Source organism: Stenotrophomonas sp. STEN020, assembly GCF_056760195.1.
This window is the reverse complement of the sequence record NZ_JBRREI010000002.1, coordinates 130,072-146,616: the sequence shown is the minus strand read 5'-3', so window position 1 is coordinate 146,616 and position 16,545 is coordinate 130,072. Positions and strand designations below refer to the sequence as shown.

Annotated in this window: 17 protein-coding genes and 1 tRNA gene; 12 read left to right on the top strand and 6 right to left on the bottom strand. The window is 58.0% G+C overall.

Going from position 1 to position 16,545, the window contains the following annotated elements:
* The first annotated feature begins 126 nt into the window (after nt 1-126).
* Nucleotides 127-708, top strand: a complete 582-nt coding sequence (locus tag ACVOLZ_RS01895; RefSeq protein WP_481514833.1) for an HdeD family acid-resistance protein — start codon at nt 127-129, stop codon at nt 706-708.
* 203 nt (nt 709-911) lie between these two features.
* Here ACVOLZ_RS01895 and ubiA read toward each other — a convergent pair whose 3' ends face one another.
* The gene (gene ubiA, locus ACVOLZ_RS01890; RefSeq protein WP_481514832.1) at nt 912-1,805 is read right to left on the bottom strand and encodes a 4-hydroxybenzoate octaprenyltransferase; all 894 of its coding nucleotides are present in this window, start codon (nt 1,803-1,805) and stop codon (nt 912-914) included.
* A gap of 127 nt (nt 1,806-1,932) precedes the next feature.
* On the opposite strand from ubiA, the gene ACVOLZ_RS01885 reads away from it, so the two are divergent.
* From ACVOLZ_RS01885 to ACVOLZ_RS01875, 3 genes are all read left to right on the top strand, one after another.
* Nucleotides 1,933-2,009 (top strand) — tRNA-Arg (locus tag ACVOLZ_RS01885).
* A gap of 162 nt (nt 2,010-2,171) precedes the next feature.
* A complete protein-coding gene (locus tag ACVOLZ_RS01880) occupies nt 2,172-3,350 on the top strand; it encodes a tyrosine-type recombinase/integrase (protein ID WP_062171238.1) in 1,179 nt (392 codons plus the stop codon).
* Between the two features lie 62 nt (nt 3,351-3,412).
* A complete protein-coding gene (locus ACVOLZ_RS01875) occupies nt 3,413-3,640 on the top strand; it encodes a hypothetical protein (RefSeq protein WP_156455933.1) in 228 nt (75 codons plus the stop codon).
* A gap of 873 nt (nt 3,641-4,513) precedes the next feature.
* On the opposite strand, the gene ACVOLZ_RS01870 is transcribed toward ACVOLZ_RS01875, so the two are convergent.
* From ACVOLZ_RS01870 to ACVOLZ_RS01855, 4 genes are all read right to left on the bottom strand, one after another.
* Nucleotides 4,514-5,743, bottom strand: coding sequence for an argonaute/piwi family protein (locus tag ACVOLZ_RS01870; RefSeq protein ID WP_231732420.1), 1,230 nt, complete (start codon nt 5,741-5,743; stop codon nt 4,514-4,516).
* Between the two features lie 218 nt (nt 5,744-5,961).
* On the bottom strand, nt 5,962-7,827 hold the full coding sequence (locus ACVOLZ_RS01865) for an SIR2 family protein (RefSeq protein WP_231732421.1): 1,866 nt from the start codon (nt 7,825-7,827) through the stop codon (nt 5,962-5,964).
* Nucleotides 7,828-8,356: 529 nt separating this feature from the next.
* Nucleotides 8,357-8,566 carry a hypothetical protein gene (locus ACVOLZ_RS01860; RefSeq protein ID WP_062171244.1) on the bottom strand — a complete coding sequence of 70 codons (210 nt, stop codon included), beginning with the start codon at nt 8,564-8,566 and terminating at the stop codon, nt 8,357-8,359.
* A gap of 261 nt (nt 8,567-8,827) precedes the next feature.
* Nucleotides 8,828-9,499 (bottom strand): hypothetical protein, encoded by a 672-nt coding sequence (locus tag ACVOLZ_RS01855; RefSeq protein WP_156455934.1) that lies wholly within the window; start codon nt 9,497-9,499, stop codon nt 8,828-8,830.
* A gap of 730 nt (nt 9,500-10,229) precedes the next feature.
* On the opposite strand from ACVOLZ_RS01855, the gene ACVOLZ_RS01850 reads away from it, so the two are divergent.
* From ACVOLZ_RS01850 to ACVOLZ_RS01840, 3 genes are all read left to right on the top strand, one after another.
* Nucleotides 10,230-10,844, top strand: a complete 615-nt coding sequence (locus ACVOLZ_RS01850) for a hypothetical protein (protein ID WP_156455935.1) — start codon at nt 10,230-10,232, stop codon at nt 10,842-10,844.
* A 424-nt stretch (nt 10,845-11,268) separates the two neighbouring features.
* Nucleotides 11,269-12,225: a DUF932 domain-containing protein gene (locus ACVOLZ_RS01845; RefSeq protein ID WP_481514831.1), complete on the top strand. Its 957-nt coding sequence runs from the start codon at nt 11,269-11,271 to the stop codon at nt 12,223-12,225.
* Complete coding sequence (locus tag ACVOLZ_RS01840; protein ID WP_062171250.1) at nt 12,222-12,716, top strand: JAB domain-containing protein; 495 nt, start codon at nt 12,222-12,224, stop codon at nt 12,714-12,716. The genes ACVOLZ_RS01845 and ACVOLZ_RS01840 overlap by 4 nt, the downstream gene beginning before the upstream one ends.
* Before the next feature lie 231 nt (nt 12,717-12,947).
* Here the strand turns inward: ACVOLZ_RS01840 and ACVOLZ_RS01835 are convergent, their stop codons facing one another.
* Nucleotides 12,948-13,331: a helix-turn-helix domain-containing protein gene (locus ACVOLZ_RS01835; protein WP_062171252.1), complete on the bottom strand. Its 384-nt coding sequence runs from the start codon at nt 13,329-13,331 to the stop codon at nt 12,948-12,950.
* Nucleotides 13,332-13,572: 241 nt separating this feature from the next.
* Here ACVOLZ_RS01835 and ACVOLZ_RS01830 point away from each other — a divergent pair, with 241 nt between their 5' ends.
* The 5 genes from ACVOLZ_RS01830 to ACVOLZ_RS01810 all read left to right on the top strand — a co-directional run bounded on the left by ACVOLZ_RS01830 (nt 13,573) and on the right by ACVOLZ_RS01810 (nt 16,535).
* The gene (locus tag ACVOLZ_RS01830; RefSeq protein ID WP_062171253.1) at nt 13,573-14,256 is read left to right on the top strand and encodes a J domain-containing protein; all 684 of its coding nucleotides are present in this window, start codon (nt 13,573-13,575) and stop codon (nt 14,254-14,256) included.
* Nucleotides 14,257-14,278: 22 nt separating this feature from the next.
* Nucleotides 14,279-14,494 carry a hypothetical protein gene (locus tag ACVOLZ_RS01825; protein WP_062168854.1) on the top strand — a complete coding sequence of 72 codons (216 nt, stop codon included), beginning with the start codon at nt 14,279-14,281 and terminating at the stop codon, nt 14,492-14,494.
* 23 nt (nt 14,495-14,517) lie between these two features.
* Nucleotides 14,518-14,766: a hypothetical protein gene (locus ACVOLZ_RS01820; RefSeq protein WP_231732422.1), complete on the top strand. Its 249-nt coding sequence runs from the start codon at nt 14,518-14,520 to the stop codon at nt 14,764-14,766.
* 101 nt (nt 14,767-14,867) lie between these two features.
* Nucleotides 14,868-15,821 carry a toxin-antitoxin system YwqK family antitoxin gene (locus tag ACVOLZ_RS01815; RefSeq protein WP_062171257.1) on the top strand — a complete coding sequence of 318 codons (954 nt, stop codon included), beginning with the start codon at nt 14,868-14,870 and terminating at the stop codon, nt 15,819-15,821.
* 90 nt (nt 15,822-15,911) lie between these two features.
* On the top strand, nt 15,912-16,535 hold the full coding sequence (locus tag ACVOLZ_RS01810) for a hypothetical protein (protein WP_062171259.1): 624 nt from the start codon (nt 15,912-15,914) through the stop codon (nt 16,533-16,535).
* Nucleotides 16,536-16,545 lie beyond the last annotated feature (10 nt).

The following is a 16,545-nucleotide window of genomic DNA, read 5'->3' as shown; positions in this document are numbered from 1 at the left end:
CAAGGCCGTATCTGCGCCGCAACTGGCTTGAAATCATGAGTGTCATCTCTACATGTCATTACTACGGCTATGGGCCTAGACTGGGATTGAAAGGCCTTTACACCTGTTCAACATGAGGAGACAGACATGGGTGCTTCCCCTGGATTTCCTGCTGGATCGCTGTTTGGCTCATTGACGCGCAACTGGTGGGTGCTGCTGTTGTTCGGCCTGTTTGCAGTGATATTTGGCGTGCTGGCGGTAATGGCGCCGGTGCGTACCGCGGCCGTTCTGGCGTGGTGGCTGGGCATCATGGCCATTGTTGAAGGCGTGGTGGTGCTGATTTCGGCCTTCAATGGCTCGGCACCGGTATCGCGTGGTTGGGCGCTGTTCTATGCACTGGCATCGATTGCCTTTGGTGTACTGGCGGTGATCAACCCGCTGGCAACCGCGAGCGTGCTGCTGCTGTTCCTGGCCGCGTGGCTGGTGGTTGGCGGCATTTACCGCATCGTGTTCGCCATCCGCGTGCGCAAGCAGATCAGCGGCGAGTGGATGCTGATTGTCAGCGGCCTGCTGGCGGTGGCATTGGGCGTGATGTTCGCACTCAACCCCATTGCTGGCCTGGCGGTGACCTCGCTGTGGATCGGCGTGCTGGCCTTGATCTACGGCGTGCTGCAGATAGTTGCGGCGTTCCGCCTGCGTTCGCTGGGCAAGTCCATCGGCGTGGTGTAAAGCTTACCCCTCCCCAACCCTCCCCTTCGCCGCGCGAAAGGGGGGCTGAGCGTAGTGCCGAGCCATGCTCGGCAGAGGCTTCACCGGTAGTGCCCCAGCGGGTAGTGCCGAGCCATGCTCGGCAGGGCTTTCCCGGTAATGCCCCAGCGCGGCATGGCTACGCTCTACCAACAAAGAAACGGCCCGCACTGCGGGCCGTTTCTTCAATCCAGATACTGGCTGGCAACAATGCCAGCAAACAACACCGCGCCGACCCAGTTGTTGTGCAGGAAGGCCTTGAAACAAGGCTCGCGCTCACGATCACGGCATAGCCAGAACTCATACACCACCAACGCCATCGCCACACCGATGCCGGCCCAATAAGCCCAGCCCAACCCCGCGCGCTGCCCGACCAAGGCCATCGCGGCAAAGAACAGCGCGTACAGGATGCCCTGGATCACCAGGTCCAGATCACCGAACAGGATGGCGGTGGAATGCGAACCCACCTTCAGGTCATCGTCGCGGTCGACCATGGCGTACCAGGTGTCATAGGCGGTGGACCAGAGGATGTTGGCGGCATACAGCACCCAGCCCAGCGGCGGAACCTCGCCCTGGACGGCGGCGAAGGCCATCGGAATGCCCCAGCCGAAGGCCATGCCCAGATACACCTGCGGCAGATGTGTGTAGCGCTTCAGGTAGGGGTAGCTGGCGGCCAGGAATACGCCGATGAAGCTCAGCGCGATGGTCAGGGCGTTCAGGGTCAACACCAGCGCGAACGCGACCAGCATCAATCCGGCGAACAGCATCAACGCCGCGCGGCCGGAGATCGCGCCGGTGGCCAGCGGCCGGTCCTTGGTGCGTTTGACGTGCGGGTCCAGCCAGCGGTCGGCGTAGTCATTGATCACGCAGCCGGCCGATCGGGTCAGCCAGACGCCGGCGCTGAACACGAACAGTGTCCACAGCGGCGGCAGGCCATCGGCGGCCAGCCACAGCGCCCACCAGGTGGGCCACAGCAGCAGCAAGGTGCCGATCGGGCGGTCGGCGCGCATCAATTTCCAGTAGTGCCCGAACCGCGAGGTTGTAGCTGCGGTGGACGGTGTAGTTGGCAGACGGCTCATGCGTAAAGGTTACCAGCTGGGCAGGTTTTTCCCGCCCAACTACAGCAATCCAAAGGTGGGGGCAGACCTGCGGCCGCTTTTGCCGTTAGAATGCGCGTCCGCCCGGCTCAGCCGGCCGGAGCACAATGCGCCCGTAGCTCAGCCGGATAGAGTAGTGGCTTCCGAAGCCATTGGTCGGGGGTTCGAATCCCTCCGGGCGCGCCAGATTGAAGTCCGAGCATGTCTCAGGATGTCCAAAACCCCAGAGAAATCTGGGGTTTTTCTTTATCCGTAGTCCAATCAGGTCCGGGGGCATCTATTGCAATCCGGGTCATCCGGGGGCAACTTCGGGGGCATCCCGACCCCCGAAATACGGACATGCCCCCAATGGCCCTGACTGACATCCAAGTACGTAAAGCCAAACCTGCCGAGAAGCCCCAGCGACTCTTCGATGGCGGAGGGCTATACCTCGAGGTCAGCCCTTCGGGTGGCAAGCTGTGGCGGTGGAAGTATCGCGTTGCTGGAAAGGAAAAGCGGCTGGCCTTGGGTTCATACCCCGAGGTGAGCTTGGCTGAAGCCCGTGAGAAGCACATGGCGGCACGAAAGACCTTGGCTAACGGCATTGACCCTGGCGAGCAGCGGAAGCTCGAAAAGCTGGTTCGCAGCGGAGGCTCTGAGAACAGCTTTGGCGCGATTGCGCTGGAGCTTCTCGCTATGCGAACCAAGAAGAACGCGAAATCTACGGCTGTAAGGAACGGAAGGATCATTGAGAAGGATCTCAATCCTTACATTGGCGATAGGCCGATCAATGAAATTTCCGCCGTCGAACTGCTCGCAGTGCTGCGAAAGATGGAGAAGAGGGGGGCGGTGGAGACGGCGCATCGAGCGCGTGGCATTGCAGGAATGGTTTTCCGGTACGCAATCGCTACAGGTAGGGCAGAGCGAAATCCTGCTGTGGACCTGATCGGCGCGTTGGAAGCGCCTCAGACGAAGCACTTCGCTAGCTTGACGGAGCCATCCGCGGTTGCGCCGCTTCTACGTGCCATTTGGGGGTACGAAGGTAGTGCCATAGTAACCGCCGCGTTGAAGCTCTCGCCCTTGCTATTTCCTCGCCCCGGCGAGCTGCGTAGCGCACGCTGGGCAGATATCGACCTTGATGCAGCGGAGTGGAGGTATGTCGCTACCAAGACCGACACACCCCACATTGTTCCGTTGTCCAAGCAAGCAATTGAAGTTCTCACTGAGCTGCGCCCTCTCACCGGACGAGGCCAGTACGTTTTCCCGAGCCTTCATGGCAAAGGACGTCCGATGAGCGAGAACACGATAAACGCGGCCATACGCCGGATGGGGTTTGACTCAAAAACCATGACGGGGCATGGGTTCCGTGCAATGGCGCGGACTATTCTTGATGAGATACTAGGGTTCCGCCCCGACTACATCGAGCATCAACTTGCTCATGCGGTTCGTGATCCCAATGGACGTGCCTACAACCGCACTGCTCACTTGGGCGAGCGCCGCAAGATGATGCAGGAATGGGCAGACTATTTGGACAAGCTGCGAGCTTAGAAGAAAGATCTGTGCCCAATGCCGCGTTGCGCAACTCGACCAGTGGTCTGTCGGAGTTTTAGATGATTGTTTTTGTTCGGTTGGTCAATGAGGGCGTCGAAGTGTTCCGCCCGGTGGATGCTAAGCGAATCTCCGATCACGTGTTTGAAATCATTGATGAGTGGCAGGATCTGGACGAGGTTTGGGAATTCACTCGTGGTGATCGTGTGCTCTGTGCTGACCATACCTTCCAGGATGGATCGCAAGGTCTCCTTGCAGTTTCAGAATTCCAATCCTCGCCAACCAACTGATAAGTCTGTCTCTCGGTGCGCCTGATGAAGGGGCTTGTCCAAAGTCTTGTGTGAATGGGTTGACCAGTCACTGACCTACGGTTCGATGTCCCGTGACAGTTGTAGTAGCGCGCTAGCGACATTCCCCGCCTGCTGGACTTCCTCCTTGCGCTCAGGGAGTTCTCTCGTCAGTGTTTGCCAAGGCTGATGCCCCAGAAGCCTTGACGCGATTCGAAGTTGAGGGGATGGCATAGTGCTTCTTGGCGCGGTGGAATAGATACTCATCCAAACAGCTGTTTCCGCATCGGCAAGAGTTGGCGATGTGCGCGGATTCACAATAAAGAAAACCCGTAGCCAATGCCTGCTCTAGATGCCACGTTGTCCGAAAATCGGGGTTGATCTGGCGGCCGCTCCAGCGAGGCCGCCCAGCACGTTTGCTAGGATTGGGTGCTCAAGAAGTTTGGCCAGCCTGGATTCTGCGTCTACCTTTTGGTCCTCGGTTCCGCTTGAGGCCTCGATCGCATGGGCGAGCGTTTGGGCTGAATTCACGACGTTCTGAGTGTTGTGGTTGCCAATTTGGATGGAGTGCGAGCGCGACTGAAGTGAGGGGGAGTGCCAATCTTGAGTTGAAAGTGTGGCGCAATGCCACCGATGCCGACGTCATAGAAGGTGGCGTTCTGGATGTAGGAACGCTCAGCTTTACCGCTTGAAAGCGCTCGGGTCACGTAGTCGCCAGAGTCCACGTCTGCGGTCGGGTCCTTCAAGATTACGGTGGTTCCTGCAAAGGTGGCTTGGTAGGGGCCTTTCACTTCCCCAGACTGCTTTTCGATGAAAGCTTCCTACATCTTGCCGATCGTGACGTTGAGCTCCTTTTTCTGTTGTTGAGAGTTGGGATCACATGAACAGTCGGTAGGGATAACTATTTCCAGGAAGATCTTGGACGTTGGAGATGGTCCTAGCGAGCTTCTGGGAGTAGCGGATGCTGACAGGCACTGGGTCGTAGAGCGCGTCGTTGTTCCAGTCCATCTTCGTCAGCGCCAGCGTTTCGTGAGCGATCGTTTCTAGCGGCCCAGTTCCCGCGTGACGGGTCAGCAGGAGTGGTCGGGGAATGCTCTTCCCGCCCTGGTAGTAGTCTGACTTGCTTGAGACATCTGGAACATTGCCAGCGGCCCAGAGAAGAGCAGACGTGCCAGACCGGGGAACAAAAGTGCCTCGCGGCACCGGGTATCTGGCGGGTCGGGTGGGCGCGGTGCCGCCAGAGGATTTGACCAACCATACGCCCCGCCAAGTCGGTCTGGAGCTGATCTCAATGCACTCTACCTCGGGGACGGCGGTCAACGCATCGCGAGCACCCAGAACTTCGTCTTCCTTGAACGCATTGCTCTTGTGAATGACCATTCGCCGGGGAAGAATGCCTCCATTGCGCTGTTGGTAGATCGACAGACTGCGGGCAATGACCGCTCGCATGTCTTCTCGTGATAAGAAAGGATTCCTTCGTGCTTCGCGCACGTCCTTGACGGGATCTTTGGCTTCGAACGCCACAAACTGCATGCCGCCCCCGTCCATGTCGAACACCTGCGAGCAGCAGGTGACAAAGTGGGTTTCGTCGTTGACCTTCTTCAGCGCGTATGCCAAACCGATGTAGGCAGTATCCGCAGGCACTCCCGCCAGAGGGGCGAGCTTCCAAGGAATGCCTCCGGCTTTGACATAGAGCGCGATCGACAGTCTCCAAGCCAGCTGAGCTCTGTTTGAGAAGCTGAAGGTCCGGTCGTTGACCACTTGGGTTGGGATGCCGTGCTTTGCTCCCAATGCTTTGAGGACATCGTGCGCGTCAAAACCGTCCCCGGCCGTGTGAGGAAGCCACGCTTCTGGGAGATGAACCAGGACCACATCAAACTGCTCATGTCTTGCGCTTAGTTGCGAGAGGGCTGCATCGAAGGCGGTCACGAGGCGCTGCTGAGGTGGTCCCGATCCTGGAAGATCGTTGATGGCGTCGGGCCAACGGATGTGGTTGGCCTTGTCAGAGGAAGCCAAGTCCACGCCGAAGACGCTGGCGAAGCCTGGGAAATCTGGGGCGTAGCCGCTTCTATCGCTGGCTGCATGTTGCTCCTTCAGCGATGCCATAAGCGCCCCTCGAGTCCTGAACGTACTTGCCGGGCCCACTGTGGCAATGCGAACGGTGGGCGTGAACTGGCTGAATGTCTGGGACGAGAAGGGGCCATAGTGCGCCAGCCCGCGAAGGGGGTGGACGTCTCGACACCCGGAGTGCTCAGGAGAAAAGGCCAGCTCCGGTTCCGAAAGCAAGGACAGCGGCGGTAGCTGCGAGCGAGAAACATCTACCATCACTGTCTCCGGTCAAAGTATTTGTCTTGATGTCCAGGGCGACTGAAGCCGGTGAGCGGTGAAATGCGAAAAGCCGCGTCGACTCCCTCTTGATCTTCGATTCCGAACGCTTGAAAGGTTATCCCCCGTGGAGACGTGAGCAAGCTCGCCCACGCCTCGATGATGTTGGCCCAAGCGCCGTTGTATTTGGTGGCCCACAGCTCTCTTCTCCAGTCAGCAGTCGGATCTGGCCGGCGCTGCGACGACCAAGCCAGAGGGTCGCTCTCGGCTGCGTCTGAAGGAGCAGTCCGCTCATCACGCGGCACCTCCACGGCGGTGTAGGGGTCAAACGTGCACCACCAGCGTCCCTCAATCTCCTCGAGCCGAATCGAAATGGCTTCGTTGTAGTTGCGACCAAACTTGGTCCCCGTGAGCTCGCTTCCGTAGGCGACTCTGAGCTTGGATAATTGGCTTTCGCGGCGATGTCGCTGCTCGTCGGTTTCGCCGTCTCTCGCGCTGGCAACAAAAAGGGAGTGCCCAGAACGTTTCAGTCTGGGAATCAGCGGTCGCCGCCGAGCCAAAGCACGCAGAAGGGCATCGTAGATGAGTCCTAGCGCCCAACTTTCTTGGATGGGATCCAGTGCCCAATGCCCGTTTAGCACTGGCTTCAGGCTGTGCAATGACGCGAGGATCTCAGCGTCTTTGCCGAAGGCTGCGAGCTCGTTTCCAACCATTGCCACCGCTGCCCGGCACTTGCTGGCCTTGAGCATTTCCCGCACCTCAAAAATGGAGGATGGATGACCCAGGGTCATTTTTCTGGCTGTGGTGGGGAGACTCTCCACGAGCAACGCGGAGAGGCGCAGCACGGGGAACTTCCGGGCTTCCGCCGTGCGCACGGGGATGGGGGCTGCGAGCTGGACAGGCTGGAACGATAGAACATGGTCCAGCAGCGGGGCTGGAAGGCTGATTTGATTGAGCAGGTCGCCGGCCAATTCGTCGAACGTGGCGGACTCGATGATGAAGACATTGACGCCCGCAAAGGCAGCCTTTTTCAGGAAATCACTCACAGTTGGTAGGAGCTTGGAGCGGGAAGACGCGCACCAATAGAGACCGCTGGGGAAGGGGTTCTCGTAGGTCAGGACGGACTCAAGTGCCTCCATCACGGAGGAATCGCGGCCGCTGTAGCCAACGACGACCAGACCGAATCGCTTGCAGGCTTCAACCATGGCCCGGCGCAGGTCATGGTCTTGGGAAGCCAGCTCGCTTGTGGTGTTCTTCAGGGATGTTGAACGGTAGTCGCCATGAAGCTTGGTGATGAGGGGCCAATCAGACTCATCCAGACAGCGCGTAGCCAGGTTGGCAGAGTCTAGAGTCGCAACCGTCGGCTTGGCTGCGGTGCCAGGAGACATTAGCGATGCCGCCAGTAGGCTGGATTCTTCAATTAGGGAATCAAAGTTCGTCGTAAAGACGCATGGGGTCTTTGCGGCCGTTATTAGACCGGCCAGCATCCGGTGCCCAAAACAGGGTGTCCCTTTGCTGATGGCGTCATCGATGTATTGCCGTCGATGAGTCTCTTGCGGATAAATCGCCTCGAACGCGGCCGCATACTCGGTTGGATCGTTCGGAGGCGGAAGTAGAGGGGTGCGAGAGAAGAACTCGTCGATGCGCTGAACCCATAGTGGATCACTCGGATCCACGTTGCGGCGAGGGAATCGGGTCTCTTGGCAGTAGAGCCTGGACTTGAAGTCCAGGATCATGTCATAGCCGGTCGGAATGCCCGAGGCCGCAGAGGCGCCGGCACCGAGAAGCCATGCATGGAGCTCGGGTCGGAGGCTGAAAGTAGTTGCGAACTTAGATGCAGAAATAACCTGGATGGATTTCGTCATCAGGCAGCTGAACGTAACCAAGTGATTAAGTTAACCCAATGCTACTACTGCTGTTGGCTCGTCTCCTAGTCTTAAGAGACTGGAGATGATTTCATTCACGCTGTGCGTGTTGGGGCGGGAGCGTGTGCAGATTTTTTGTGGACGGTATTTTGAGTCGCCCTCGAGCTCGTACGTGGCCGCCATTCGGGGATGTCGGCTCTTGGCCGCGGGACATTAAGCGACCCAAAGTGGACACTTGTGCGGTTGCCTATCCTACCGCTGAGTTCGGTTAAACACTGGCTTGTTGGCCGGATCCAGCTACCCTAAGAACGAGTCGCACCACGGGGGATCAACTAAGTGGTGGTTTATGGATAAGTAGTATAAACGGATCCGTTCACACAAAAATCTGCCTGCGCTGTGGGAAGGGACTTCCGTATACACGACTTGGAAAGCATCTCATCCGAACGAGAAGTTACAAGCGTTTCTTGGGTGAGAAGGTAGAAGCCCCGCAATGCGGGGCTTCTGAAGTTGGTGCCAATGAAGCGCTAACTCACTTTGGCTTCTTGGTGCCGTAGGGAGCCTGATTGGTGGGCTTCAGCGAGATACCCGCCTTACTCGCCTGGCCGTAGATTGCCTCGGGCGAGCGCCCCATTTTCAGGCCAATGACCCGGGTGGGGGTGTTCCCTGATGCAAGGTCTTTGAGTTCCTTGACCTGCGCAGGGGTCCAGGGCTGGCCGGAGTTGGAGGGCTTCTTGGTCATTGCTTTTTCCTCAGCCGAGGTCGGCTAATTGGCTGTTGCCCCAGTCATGTGTTAAAGGGCGCGGCCGCGTTACAATTGAACCCTGGGCAAGGGAATCCCTGCTCAGGGCACTTGAGGGTGCCCACCATGACTCCCGATCAGTCTGGCCTGAGAAACGAGGCTGATCGGGGGTCTTTTTTCACGGCATCCGCCGGGCGAACTGGCGACGAATGCCGATCACTGTTGTCTTAAGCATGGTTCCTCCTTGGCATGTGCTGGGCATCACTTCGCTACGTTCTTGGGTTTGCTCTTCCGTGCCTTCACCTTCGTAGGGGCTGATTCAGTTGTGGCATCGGTCGGTAGCGGTGGAGGTGGCGGTGGGAGGCTCGGAGGCCCATTCACTTTTGCTGCCTCCTGAGTCCAGTGAGCGCGAATTGCGTCTATCTCACTGAGCCCCCCGACCTCGGACAGTCGATCCCAGAAGCGGCCATAGAGCACGTCTTGGATCTTTCCATTTGATCTCATCCATTCAACGGCAGAGTTTGGATTCGTTAGCAGAACGTAGTGGAAATCACCTGCCGGTCCGGCTTTTGCCACGATTAGCTGCAGTTCCTGCAGCCGCTTCATGCGCCGTCGCCAGGTGTCTACTGCCCGCGGTCCGGTGAAGCCTGCTTCTGCGGCGAACGTGATCGGATTGTCGATTACAAGAACCGGGTGATCTGGCGCTCGCGCCCAAAGGCAAAAAAGAACATGGCCGGGTGGCTGGCCTTTAGATTGTTCGTCCGCTGCCTGCATGGCAATCGGCAGCGTCCTCGGTACAGTTGAAAAGCCATTGTTCTTCTTGCGATTCCATATCCAGGCGTCATCCACTCCAGCGAAGTGGATTTGCCGTTGATGCTCGGCGCGCTCCGACATCTTTGCGCGCCGTGCCACTGCTTGCTTCATCGTGGACATCGAGCAATTCCCTATCAACTGGTGGCCAATTTGCGTCTTCAGGCTCCGAAGAGCAAGGGAACTAGACGCGCGTAATTGGGCGGTTTAGATAGCTGAAGGTTACGGCAGGTGTGCCGTACATGCAGTATCCAGCGAATTACGAGTTGTTGATATGCGCGTTTCCGCGCATTTTTCTTGATAATTACTATTAATATCAATTGTCTACCCCTGCCGAGGTGTGCTCTCCGTCCTCGCGTACTCTGCGTACTCAGTGTACTCGTCGTCCTCCCGGGGTTCTCCAAGGGGCGCTTGGGCTCATTGGCGGGACTCAATCGTCTTCAGGCAGTTGCGCCTTTGCTTAGACGGCGAACTGCTCCGCACTCACTACCTAGAGGGCTCGGTGACGCTTTGGTCGCTCTGCGGAGTTACGCTCAAGAGAGCGTGCGCAGGCTTTTGTGTACACGGCGCTTTGAGTCGCCCTCCGTTTTGTACACGGCCAGCATTCCGGAGCATGTCCGCTACTGGCCGGAAGCGAACGCGCACTTCTGTTCATTTCCTCATCGATATGACAACGGCGGCTTACGACCCTTCGGCTCGAGGCTAGTCATGTTCAGGCGGTGCAGCGGATTGTGTACAGTAACAATCCGCCTAGTATCGAGCTTTACTGGGGGGCGACCCCGACTAAGGGGCGTAAGTGGCACAACCAAAATCCCAGGGGCGTCCATCAAATGGTTTGGCGGGAGAAAAGACTATGTCGATAGTGAGTTTTCTTTCAGGTGAATTTTTTCTACGGAACAGCCCCAACGGCGGCACGGCTGTACTGTTGCGGTCGCTGTGGGTGACATCACTAATTTGTATGCTCGTGCTCCCGATCAAGTCGTACTTTGCGGCCGGTACGGAGCTTGTTTTTTCTGCAGCTCAGCTCAAGGTCGAGATTGGGCAAATGATTCCATGGTTTGGTGCCGTCTTTGCCGGTGCGTACGCGGCGTTTTACACCAGGTTCGCAGCACAGTGGGGCTATCTGGCAGCGCTGTACAACCAGATGATGGCAACTATTGCTTCCGCACCGCCGGGGCAATTCCCGAACGAAGCATTCATTAGTTGGAATGCCGCATTTATAGAGGACGCTCAAGACTTGCATCTTGCTCGGAAGTCAATGTTTGCGTCGGTCATCAGAGAGCTGCTGCAGAATCCGCACGTTGTTCGGGTCTTTCTAGATTCCACTCAGGGCGGCCCCAACCGGCTTCGTGACCTAGAGCGCCAGCTCAATTGCATCGCGGTGGCTCCTGCAGAGTTCGACTTTCGCACGACACAGTCGGTGCAGCGTGCAGTTGAAAGTGCGGCGACTTCCCATCCCGAAATATGATGCGCTTGGGATGAATCTCCTTTAGCGGTTCGGCTTGGTTGGAGTGTCGCGGATTTTTGCTTCTGGCCGGGAGTTGCCCTTCGGCGTGTCGAGCTTGAGTGTTGGGCCTCATCGAGAAGCTGCCTTTGATTGAAACTTATTTCAGACCCTTAGTACTACGTTGAAGCAGGATCCTCCTGCTTTGCGTGTGCGCCCCGCATTGGCGTATCGCTTCGAGTACTAAGCATGAAAGATAAATCCGAGTTCCTCTACTGCGTCTTCATTGTGGCTGCGGCCATCTTGTCGGCCGTAGCCCGTTGTTCGTTCACCCGCCCCGACCAGTTCGGCCGCGATTCCTACGACTAAATCAACAATCTAGATAGACCCGCAAGGCCCGGCACTGTCCGGGCCTTGTGCGTTATGACGTCTATGAAAGGAGACCGAGATGCATCACGTTGAAACCATGGCCTATGCAGGCCAAGTTCCATGGCATGGCATCGGAAGCCAGTTGGCCCCAGGCCAGTCCATCGAAGTATGGCGCGAACGCGCTGGCATGAACTGGTCCTTGGAGGAGGCTGAAGTGCGATTCGCCGCCGAGGCCGAAGATCAGTATCCGGTGCGGGCATTCCCCGGGCAAAAGGTGCTTTATCGCTCTGACACGAAGCGACCGCTGGCCGTGGTGTCCAAGCGCTATCAAGTAGTTCAGCCGCGGGAGATCCTGGAGTTCTACCGCGACCTGACGCGCTACAGCGGTTTCGAGCTGGAAACGGCAGGCGTGCTTCGTGGAGGGCGGAAGTTCTGGGCATTGGCCCGTATTGGGCAGGGTGTAGCCCTAAAGGGACAGGATCAGGTCAATGGCTACCTTCTTCTGGCTACGGCCTGTGACGGGACGCTGGCTACCACCGCCCAGTTCACCTCAGTTCGCGTGGTGTGTAACAACACCCTCCAGATCGCTGTTGGGGATCGAACCGGAGCCATCAAGGTCCCGCATCGCAGTGCTTTCGATGCTGACAGGGTCAAAAGCCAGCTGGGTATCGCTGTTGAGGGCTGGCATGGCTTCGTGGAGCGGATGCGGATCCTCTGTGAGACACCTGTGAACCCTGATTCGGTCGATGGGGTTCTGCGGAATTTGCTTACGTATCCGGCTGCTCAGAATGGGAAGCCTGTAGTGAATGAGCAGGCTGTTGCCAAGGTGCGGGCGCTGTATGACGGGCAGGGTAGGGGAGCTAGCTTGAAGACCAGCAAGGGCACCGCCTTCGGTCTCCTAAACAGCATCACTGAATTCGTGGACCATCATCGGCGGGCACAGAGTACGGAGAATCGCTTGGATGCGGCTTGGTTCGGCCAAGGAGCATTGCTAAAGCAGAAGGCTTGGAAGGAACTGCTAGGGGAAGCCGCATGAACGTCTCGCCGCACAAGCAGCGCCTGGAAAAGCTACCTGGCGGTTTGAACGAACGTGACAGTTCCGTCCTTTCCCAAGCATTGGAAATTCTTGAGAGCAGAGCAATGGTCAGTGGCCTTCTATTGGGAGATCCGGATGTTGCCGAAAGGTTTTTCCGTCTGCGTCTAGGGCATGAGATCCGCGAGCACTTCGAGGTGGCGTTCCTCGATGCCCGTAACCGCCTGATCGCCGTAGAACGGCTGTTCTCAGGCTCTATAGATGGTGCTGAGATCCATCCGCGGATTCTCGTTCAACGTGCCTTGGCCCTGAACGCGGCGGCGGTCCTGCTGGCTCACAACCACCCCAGCGGGCATTGCGAGCCATCAGAAGCGGATCGAGCCATCACCAGGCGATTGAAGGAAGTACTGGCGATGGTGGAGGTGAGGGTCGTCGACCATCTTGTGGTGTCGGCGAGCCAAGGCACCTCGATGGCTCAGCTCGGGCAGATCTAAGGCCCGGATACCTAGGAGAACAGCATGAAGGAAACAGATATGTCCTGGTCAATGACCAGGGCAGCGCTGGCTCGTGCCAAAGCGGCTGATCTAGACCGACAGGCACGGGAGGTAGAGCGCTCAGCTACCGACGGAAACTGGCGCACGAAGGCGCGGGCTAGAGAGGCTGCGGAACGTCTACGGCGAATGGCAGGCCGATACTTGGTGAAGGCCCTGAAACTAGAAGAAGGGCTAGATGCCCGGCTTACCCAAGATCTCTTCGAGTAGTGCCTTCCGGCGTACTGCTGGAAGGCTAGCAAGAGCGGCCAAGGCCTGAGCGAGACGAGCCTGCTGTACTTCGCTTTCATCACCTATCAAAAGGATAGCGTCTGCCATAGCTGCCGATGACGCCAGCAAATACGCGGCCGGCACTTGAAGAGCGTCAGCCAACGAAAATAGTGATTCCAAGCTTATGGCCATGGACTCGCTCTCGTAGCGGCTTATGCGTGCCGAGGCAGTGTCCTTATCAAGTCCCATTCGAACTCCGACTTCGCGTTGGCTAAGCCCTCGAAGCAGTCGGGCTTGGCGCAGGCGCGCAGCCACTACGCCTCGGGGTTCGAGGGCAGGGCCGGCCATTAGCAGGAGGTGACCGATGTAGTCATACCAACAGGATGACGGATGATCTACGCCCCGGGTAGACTCTACGTATCACGTAAGTTTATTGCAAGCCTTGAACGTAGCTCTGTGTTCGCTACTGGCGTTGTGGGGAATCGAGCAGTCATGTTGAGGAAGGAAGAAGTGGGAGAGCTATGGCCATGGATATAGCCGGCACAACGAATGGAGGCACATCGATGGCTCATCCTCAGGAGAGGGCCTGATGGCGGATGAAAACCACTACGAAGTCCTCGGGGTACGCCCCGGGGCACCCCTCTGGGAGATAGAACTGGCTTATAAGGGCCGGCGGAGTCAGTACCACCCTGATCGCTACGCAGCAGGAGACGAGGCTGCCGTGGCATGGGCGACGGCCAAGATGCAGGCCATCAACAAGGCCTATGCCGTCCTCAAAGACCCGGCCGAACGGGAGCGATTTGACCGCTCCCGAGCCCCAGCCAGACCCAGCCCCGAGCCAGAGGCTCCACAAACCAAGGCTCCAGAGCCTCCCCCTCTCCGCTCGCTTCGGCAGGCCCTGGAGGGACTCGAGTTCAGCAATGAGCCCTTTGAACGCGTGTTCGTGGCTCCGGATATTCCAAAGAAGAAGCTCCAGGCAGCCTTGGACAGCTACGGGGAGAGGCTGCGGGCCCAGGACGTTGTCGTGCTCATCGACGACACCGTCTTCGGCGGTGCCAGGGAGGGCGTTCTCATCACCGAAACCCAGATTCGGTGCAAGGCCAAGTTCGAGCAGGCTGAGATCCGGTTACTGGGTTGTCTGACGGAGATCACCGCCCACGGTGCGCACATCCGAATCCATGGCGAGCCCTTCATCACATTGAGTGTTCCCAACGCCGATGACCTGCGACGGCTGTTCAGAGCCGTCAGCCACTACCTGCAAGAAGCCAACTGATCTCAACTAATAGGGGAATTACATGAAGTACCTGATAGGCCTATACGGCGTGACCGTGCTGATCGCGGCCATATGTTTCGATATCTGGGGGCGCTATGCCTACAAGGGGTTCTTCTACAACCTCGGGCAAGGCCTTGTCTGGCCCGTAGTGGTCTTCCCGTCATTCGGAAAGCTGATCGGCGGCGTGGTTTGGATCGTGGTGATCTTTGCCCTGCTCGTCCTGGTGAAGAGGCGATAAGCATGGGATCAAGAATCCGAAAGATGCTCACCGTTGCTCTCATTCCGCTGGCGCTGTGCGCTTGTACCAGCGAGCTGGACAAGGTCCGAGGCCAGTTCATAGACAACTGCATGAGCAGCGGCGCACCGAAGTCCAACTGCAGGTGCGCCATCGACAAGCTGCAGGACCACTACGGCGAGCAGGGCCTGGTGGCCATCAAAAGACAGGGTTACCCACCGTCCGACTTCGCCGAGCAGCTGTTCGTTGCTGCGGGCCAGTGTCGGAACCCGTGATATCGCCTGACGTCCTGCCTTCGAAGTAGGCCGCCGACGGTGTCACTCGTTACCTCTGACGACCGAATGTCGGCCGCCCGAACATACAGACAAGGAATTCCATGAAAAGTATCAATTACGTTGCAGCCATGCTGGCTGCGCTTCTTCTTGGTGGCTGCAGCAAACCAGTTCTGGACTGGCGCAACGCAGAGCTGAGTAACGGCAAGATCTATGAATCCGGCTCCAATGAACCCTTTGACGGACGGGTGACCGGTGTACCGCACAAGCAGCTCGAACCGCTCCTGGGCTCTCTGAGAACCATCCTTCAGAACCTCAATACCAATCAGACCACCAGCATGACCGCACTGCTGGGCAACTTGAACTATGTCTGCGATGTGGATGTGGAAGAAGGATTGGTAGGCGGCCAGTACATCTGCCGCTATCCGCAGTCACAGGTCGTCGCCTACGAAGGCAAGCGGACTGACGGCGGTCTGGATGGCGAGACCGTGTTCCATACGAAGACAGGGAGTCCTGGCGTCATCCTGACGATGCAGAACGGGCGCGTGGAAGGGCCGATCAAGATCTACTTCGCCGAGAAGCCTGGACAGCTCTCCTACCAGGCCACGGCTGTGAACAACGGTCTGGAAGGAGAAGCGATCAGCTACTACTTGAACGGCCAGGTCAAGGTAAAGGCCAACTTCAAAGGCAGCGTGCCTGTAGGGCTGTGGGAAGCCTACTGGGAGGAGAACGGAGCCGTCTCGGAGCGGGGCCTGTACGAGGGTGGAAAGCTGGTCTCACAGACGCACTATCTGCAAGACGGCACCGAATACCTGACCGAACCGGAGATGTGGGCGCTTCATCGTTCAATTTCGCAAAGCGATGATTTCGCTCTGACGCCCAAGCAGGAAGTTCTGCTTACAGAGGCGGAGAAACGATACAACGCAGTACGCCTGCTGACGCCGGCCCAGCGCGAAGCGAAGTACCAGGCGGAGCAGGAGAGCATCCGGGCCGACAAGATCGCTCGCGGACTGGATCCGGACTGCTGGGTCTGTGACGGATCGGACAAAAGAAACTGACGGGGTAAAGAGGGTACATAGCGGGCGTGCCGATGCACGCCCGCTGCGTGCGCGTGTTTTGATTTTTGCCAAAGGATCTCAGGAGAGACGATGAAGAAGGTAGGTATGTTGGTAGGCGCCGTGTGGGCCGTACTGGCGCTGGTGGGCTGCAAGAAGGAATCGACCCTCACCCAGGCAGGTGACATCAACCTTGCTGGATGCGAAGTGCCGGCAGGTTTGACGCCCGTGCAGGCAGAAGCGGTTAGCTGCGCACCTGCGCAAGCTGAGCCGCAGATCACAGCGGAGCCCTCTGCAGCTGCTCCGGTGGAGAGTGTCATCAATGATGCACTGGCTCGAGATGCTTTCATCTTCAATCAGTCAGAGGAAGACGTCGAAGCTAGGCGCTTCGCAGAGGGTGACCTCAATGGCGACGGTCTCAGTGACAAGGCCGTGCTGTTCGTACTGCAGGCCACTGATGGCGGTAACGGTTACGCCACGCACCTGGCGGTCTTCCTCAAAGAAGGTAATGGTTTGACGTATGCGGACTCACTGCCTGTGTCAGGGTATGGGGAGGGAGTTCAGGAGTTCGCAGTGCAGGGCGGGATGGTTGTCATGAAGATCCTGGTACAGGGACCGGGTGATGCCACCTGCTGTCCCTCGGTGGAGAAGAATGTGAGCTACGTTCTTCATACCGGGAAGTTGATTGAGGCTAAGCCTGTCACTGCAGCGTACTGATTGAACTACT

What these genes read in the sequence shown, in the direction of transcription:
- ACVOLZ_RS01845 (WP_481514831.1), top strand. Translation starts at nt 11,269, where the DNA reads ATGCATCACGTTGAAACCATGGCCTATGCAGGCCAAGTTCCATGGCAT.
- ACVOLZ_RS01820 (WP_231732422.1), top strand. Translation starts at nt 14,518, where the DNA reads ATGCTCACCGTTGCTCTCATTCCGCTGGCGCTGTGCGCTTGTACCAGC.
- ACVOLZ_RS01810 (WP_062171259.1), top strand. Translation starts at nt 15,912, where the DNA reads ATGAAGAAGGTAGGTATGTTGGTAGGCGCCGTGTGGGCCGTACTGGCG.
- ACVOLZ_RS01815 (WP_062171257.1), top strand. Translation starts at nt 14,868, where the DNA reads ATGAAAAGTATCAATTACGTTGCAGCCATGCTGGCTGCGCTTCTTCTT.
- ACVOLZ_RS01865 (WP_231732421.1), bottom strand. Translation starts at nt 7,827, where the DNA reads ATGACGAAATCCATCCAGGTTATTTCTGCATCTAAGTTCGCAACTACT.
- ACVOLZ_RS01870 (WP_231732420.1), bottom strand. Translation starts at nt 5,743, where the DNA reads ATGGCATCGCTGAAGGAGCAACATGCAGCCAGCGATAGAAGCGGCTAC.
- ACVOLZ_RS01850 (WP_156455935.1), top strand. Translation starts at nt 10,230, where the DNA reads ATGTCGATAGTGAGTTTTCTTTCAGGTGAATTTTTTCTACGGAACAGC.
- ACVOLZ_RS01875 (WP_156455933.1), top strand. Translation starts at nt 3,413, where the DNA reads ATGATTGTTTTTGTTCGGTTGGTCAATGAGGGCGTCGAAGTGTTCCGC.
- ubiA (WP_481514832.1), bottom strand. Translation starts at nt 1,805, where the DNA reads ATGAGCCGTCTGCCAACTACACCGTCCACCGCAGCTACAACCTCGCGG.
- ACVOLZ_RS01860 (WP_062171244.1), bottom strand. Translation starts at nt 8,566, where the DNA reads ATGACCAAGAAGCCCTCCAACTCCGGCCAGCCCTGGACCCCTGCGCAG.
- ACVOLZ_RS01830 (WP_062171253.1), top strand. Translation starts at nt 13,573, where the DNA reads ATGGCGGATGAAAACCACTACGAAGTCCTCGGGGTACGCCCCGGGGCA.
- ACVOLZ_RS01895 (WP_481514833.1), top strand. Translation starts at nt 127, where the DNA reads ATGGGTGCTTCCCCTGGATTTCCTGCTGGATCGCTGTTTGGCTCATTG.
- ACVOLZ_RS01825 (WP_062168854.1), top strand. Translation starts at nt 14,279, where the DNA reads ATGAAGTACCTGATAGGCCTATACGGCGTGACCGTGCTGATCGCGGCC.
- ACVOLZ_RS01855 (WP_156455934.1), bottom strand. Translation starts at nt 9,499, where the DNA reads ATGTCCACGATGAAGCAAGCAGTGGCACGGCGCGCAAAGATGTCGGAG.
- ACVOLZ_RS01840 (WP_062171250.1), top strand. Translation starts at nt 12,222, where the DNA reads ATGAACGTCTCGCCGCACAAGCAGCGCCTGGAAAAGCTACCTGGCGGT.
- ACVOLZ_RS01835 (WP_062171252.1), bottom strand. Translation starts at nt 13,331, where the DNA reads ATGGCCGGCCCTGCCCTCGAACCCCGAGGCGTAGTGGCTGCGCGCCTG.
- ACVOLZ_RS01880 (WP_062171238.1), top strand. Translation starts at nt 2,172, where the DNA reads ATGGCCCTGACTGACATCCAAGTACGTAAAGCCAAACCTGCCGAGAAG.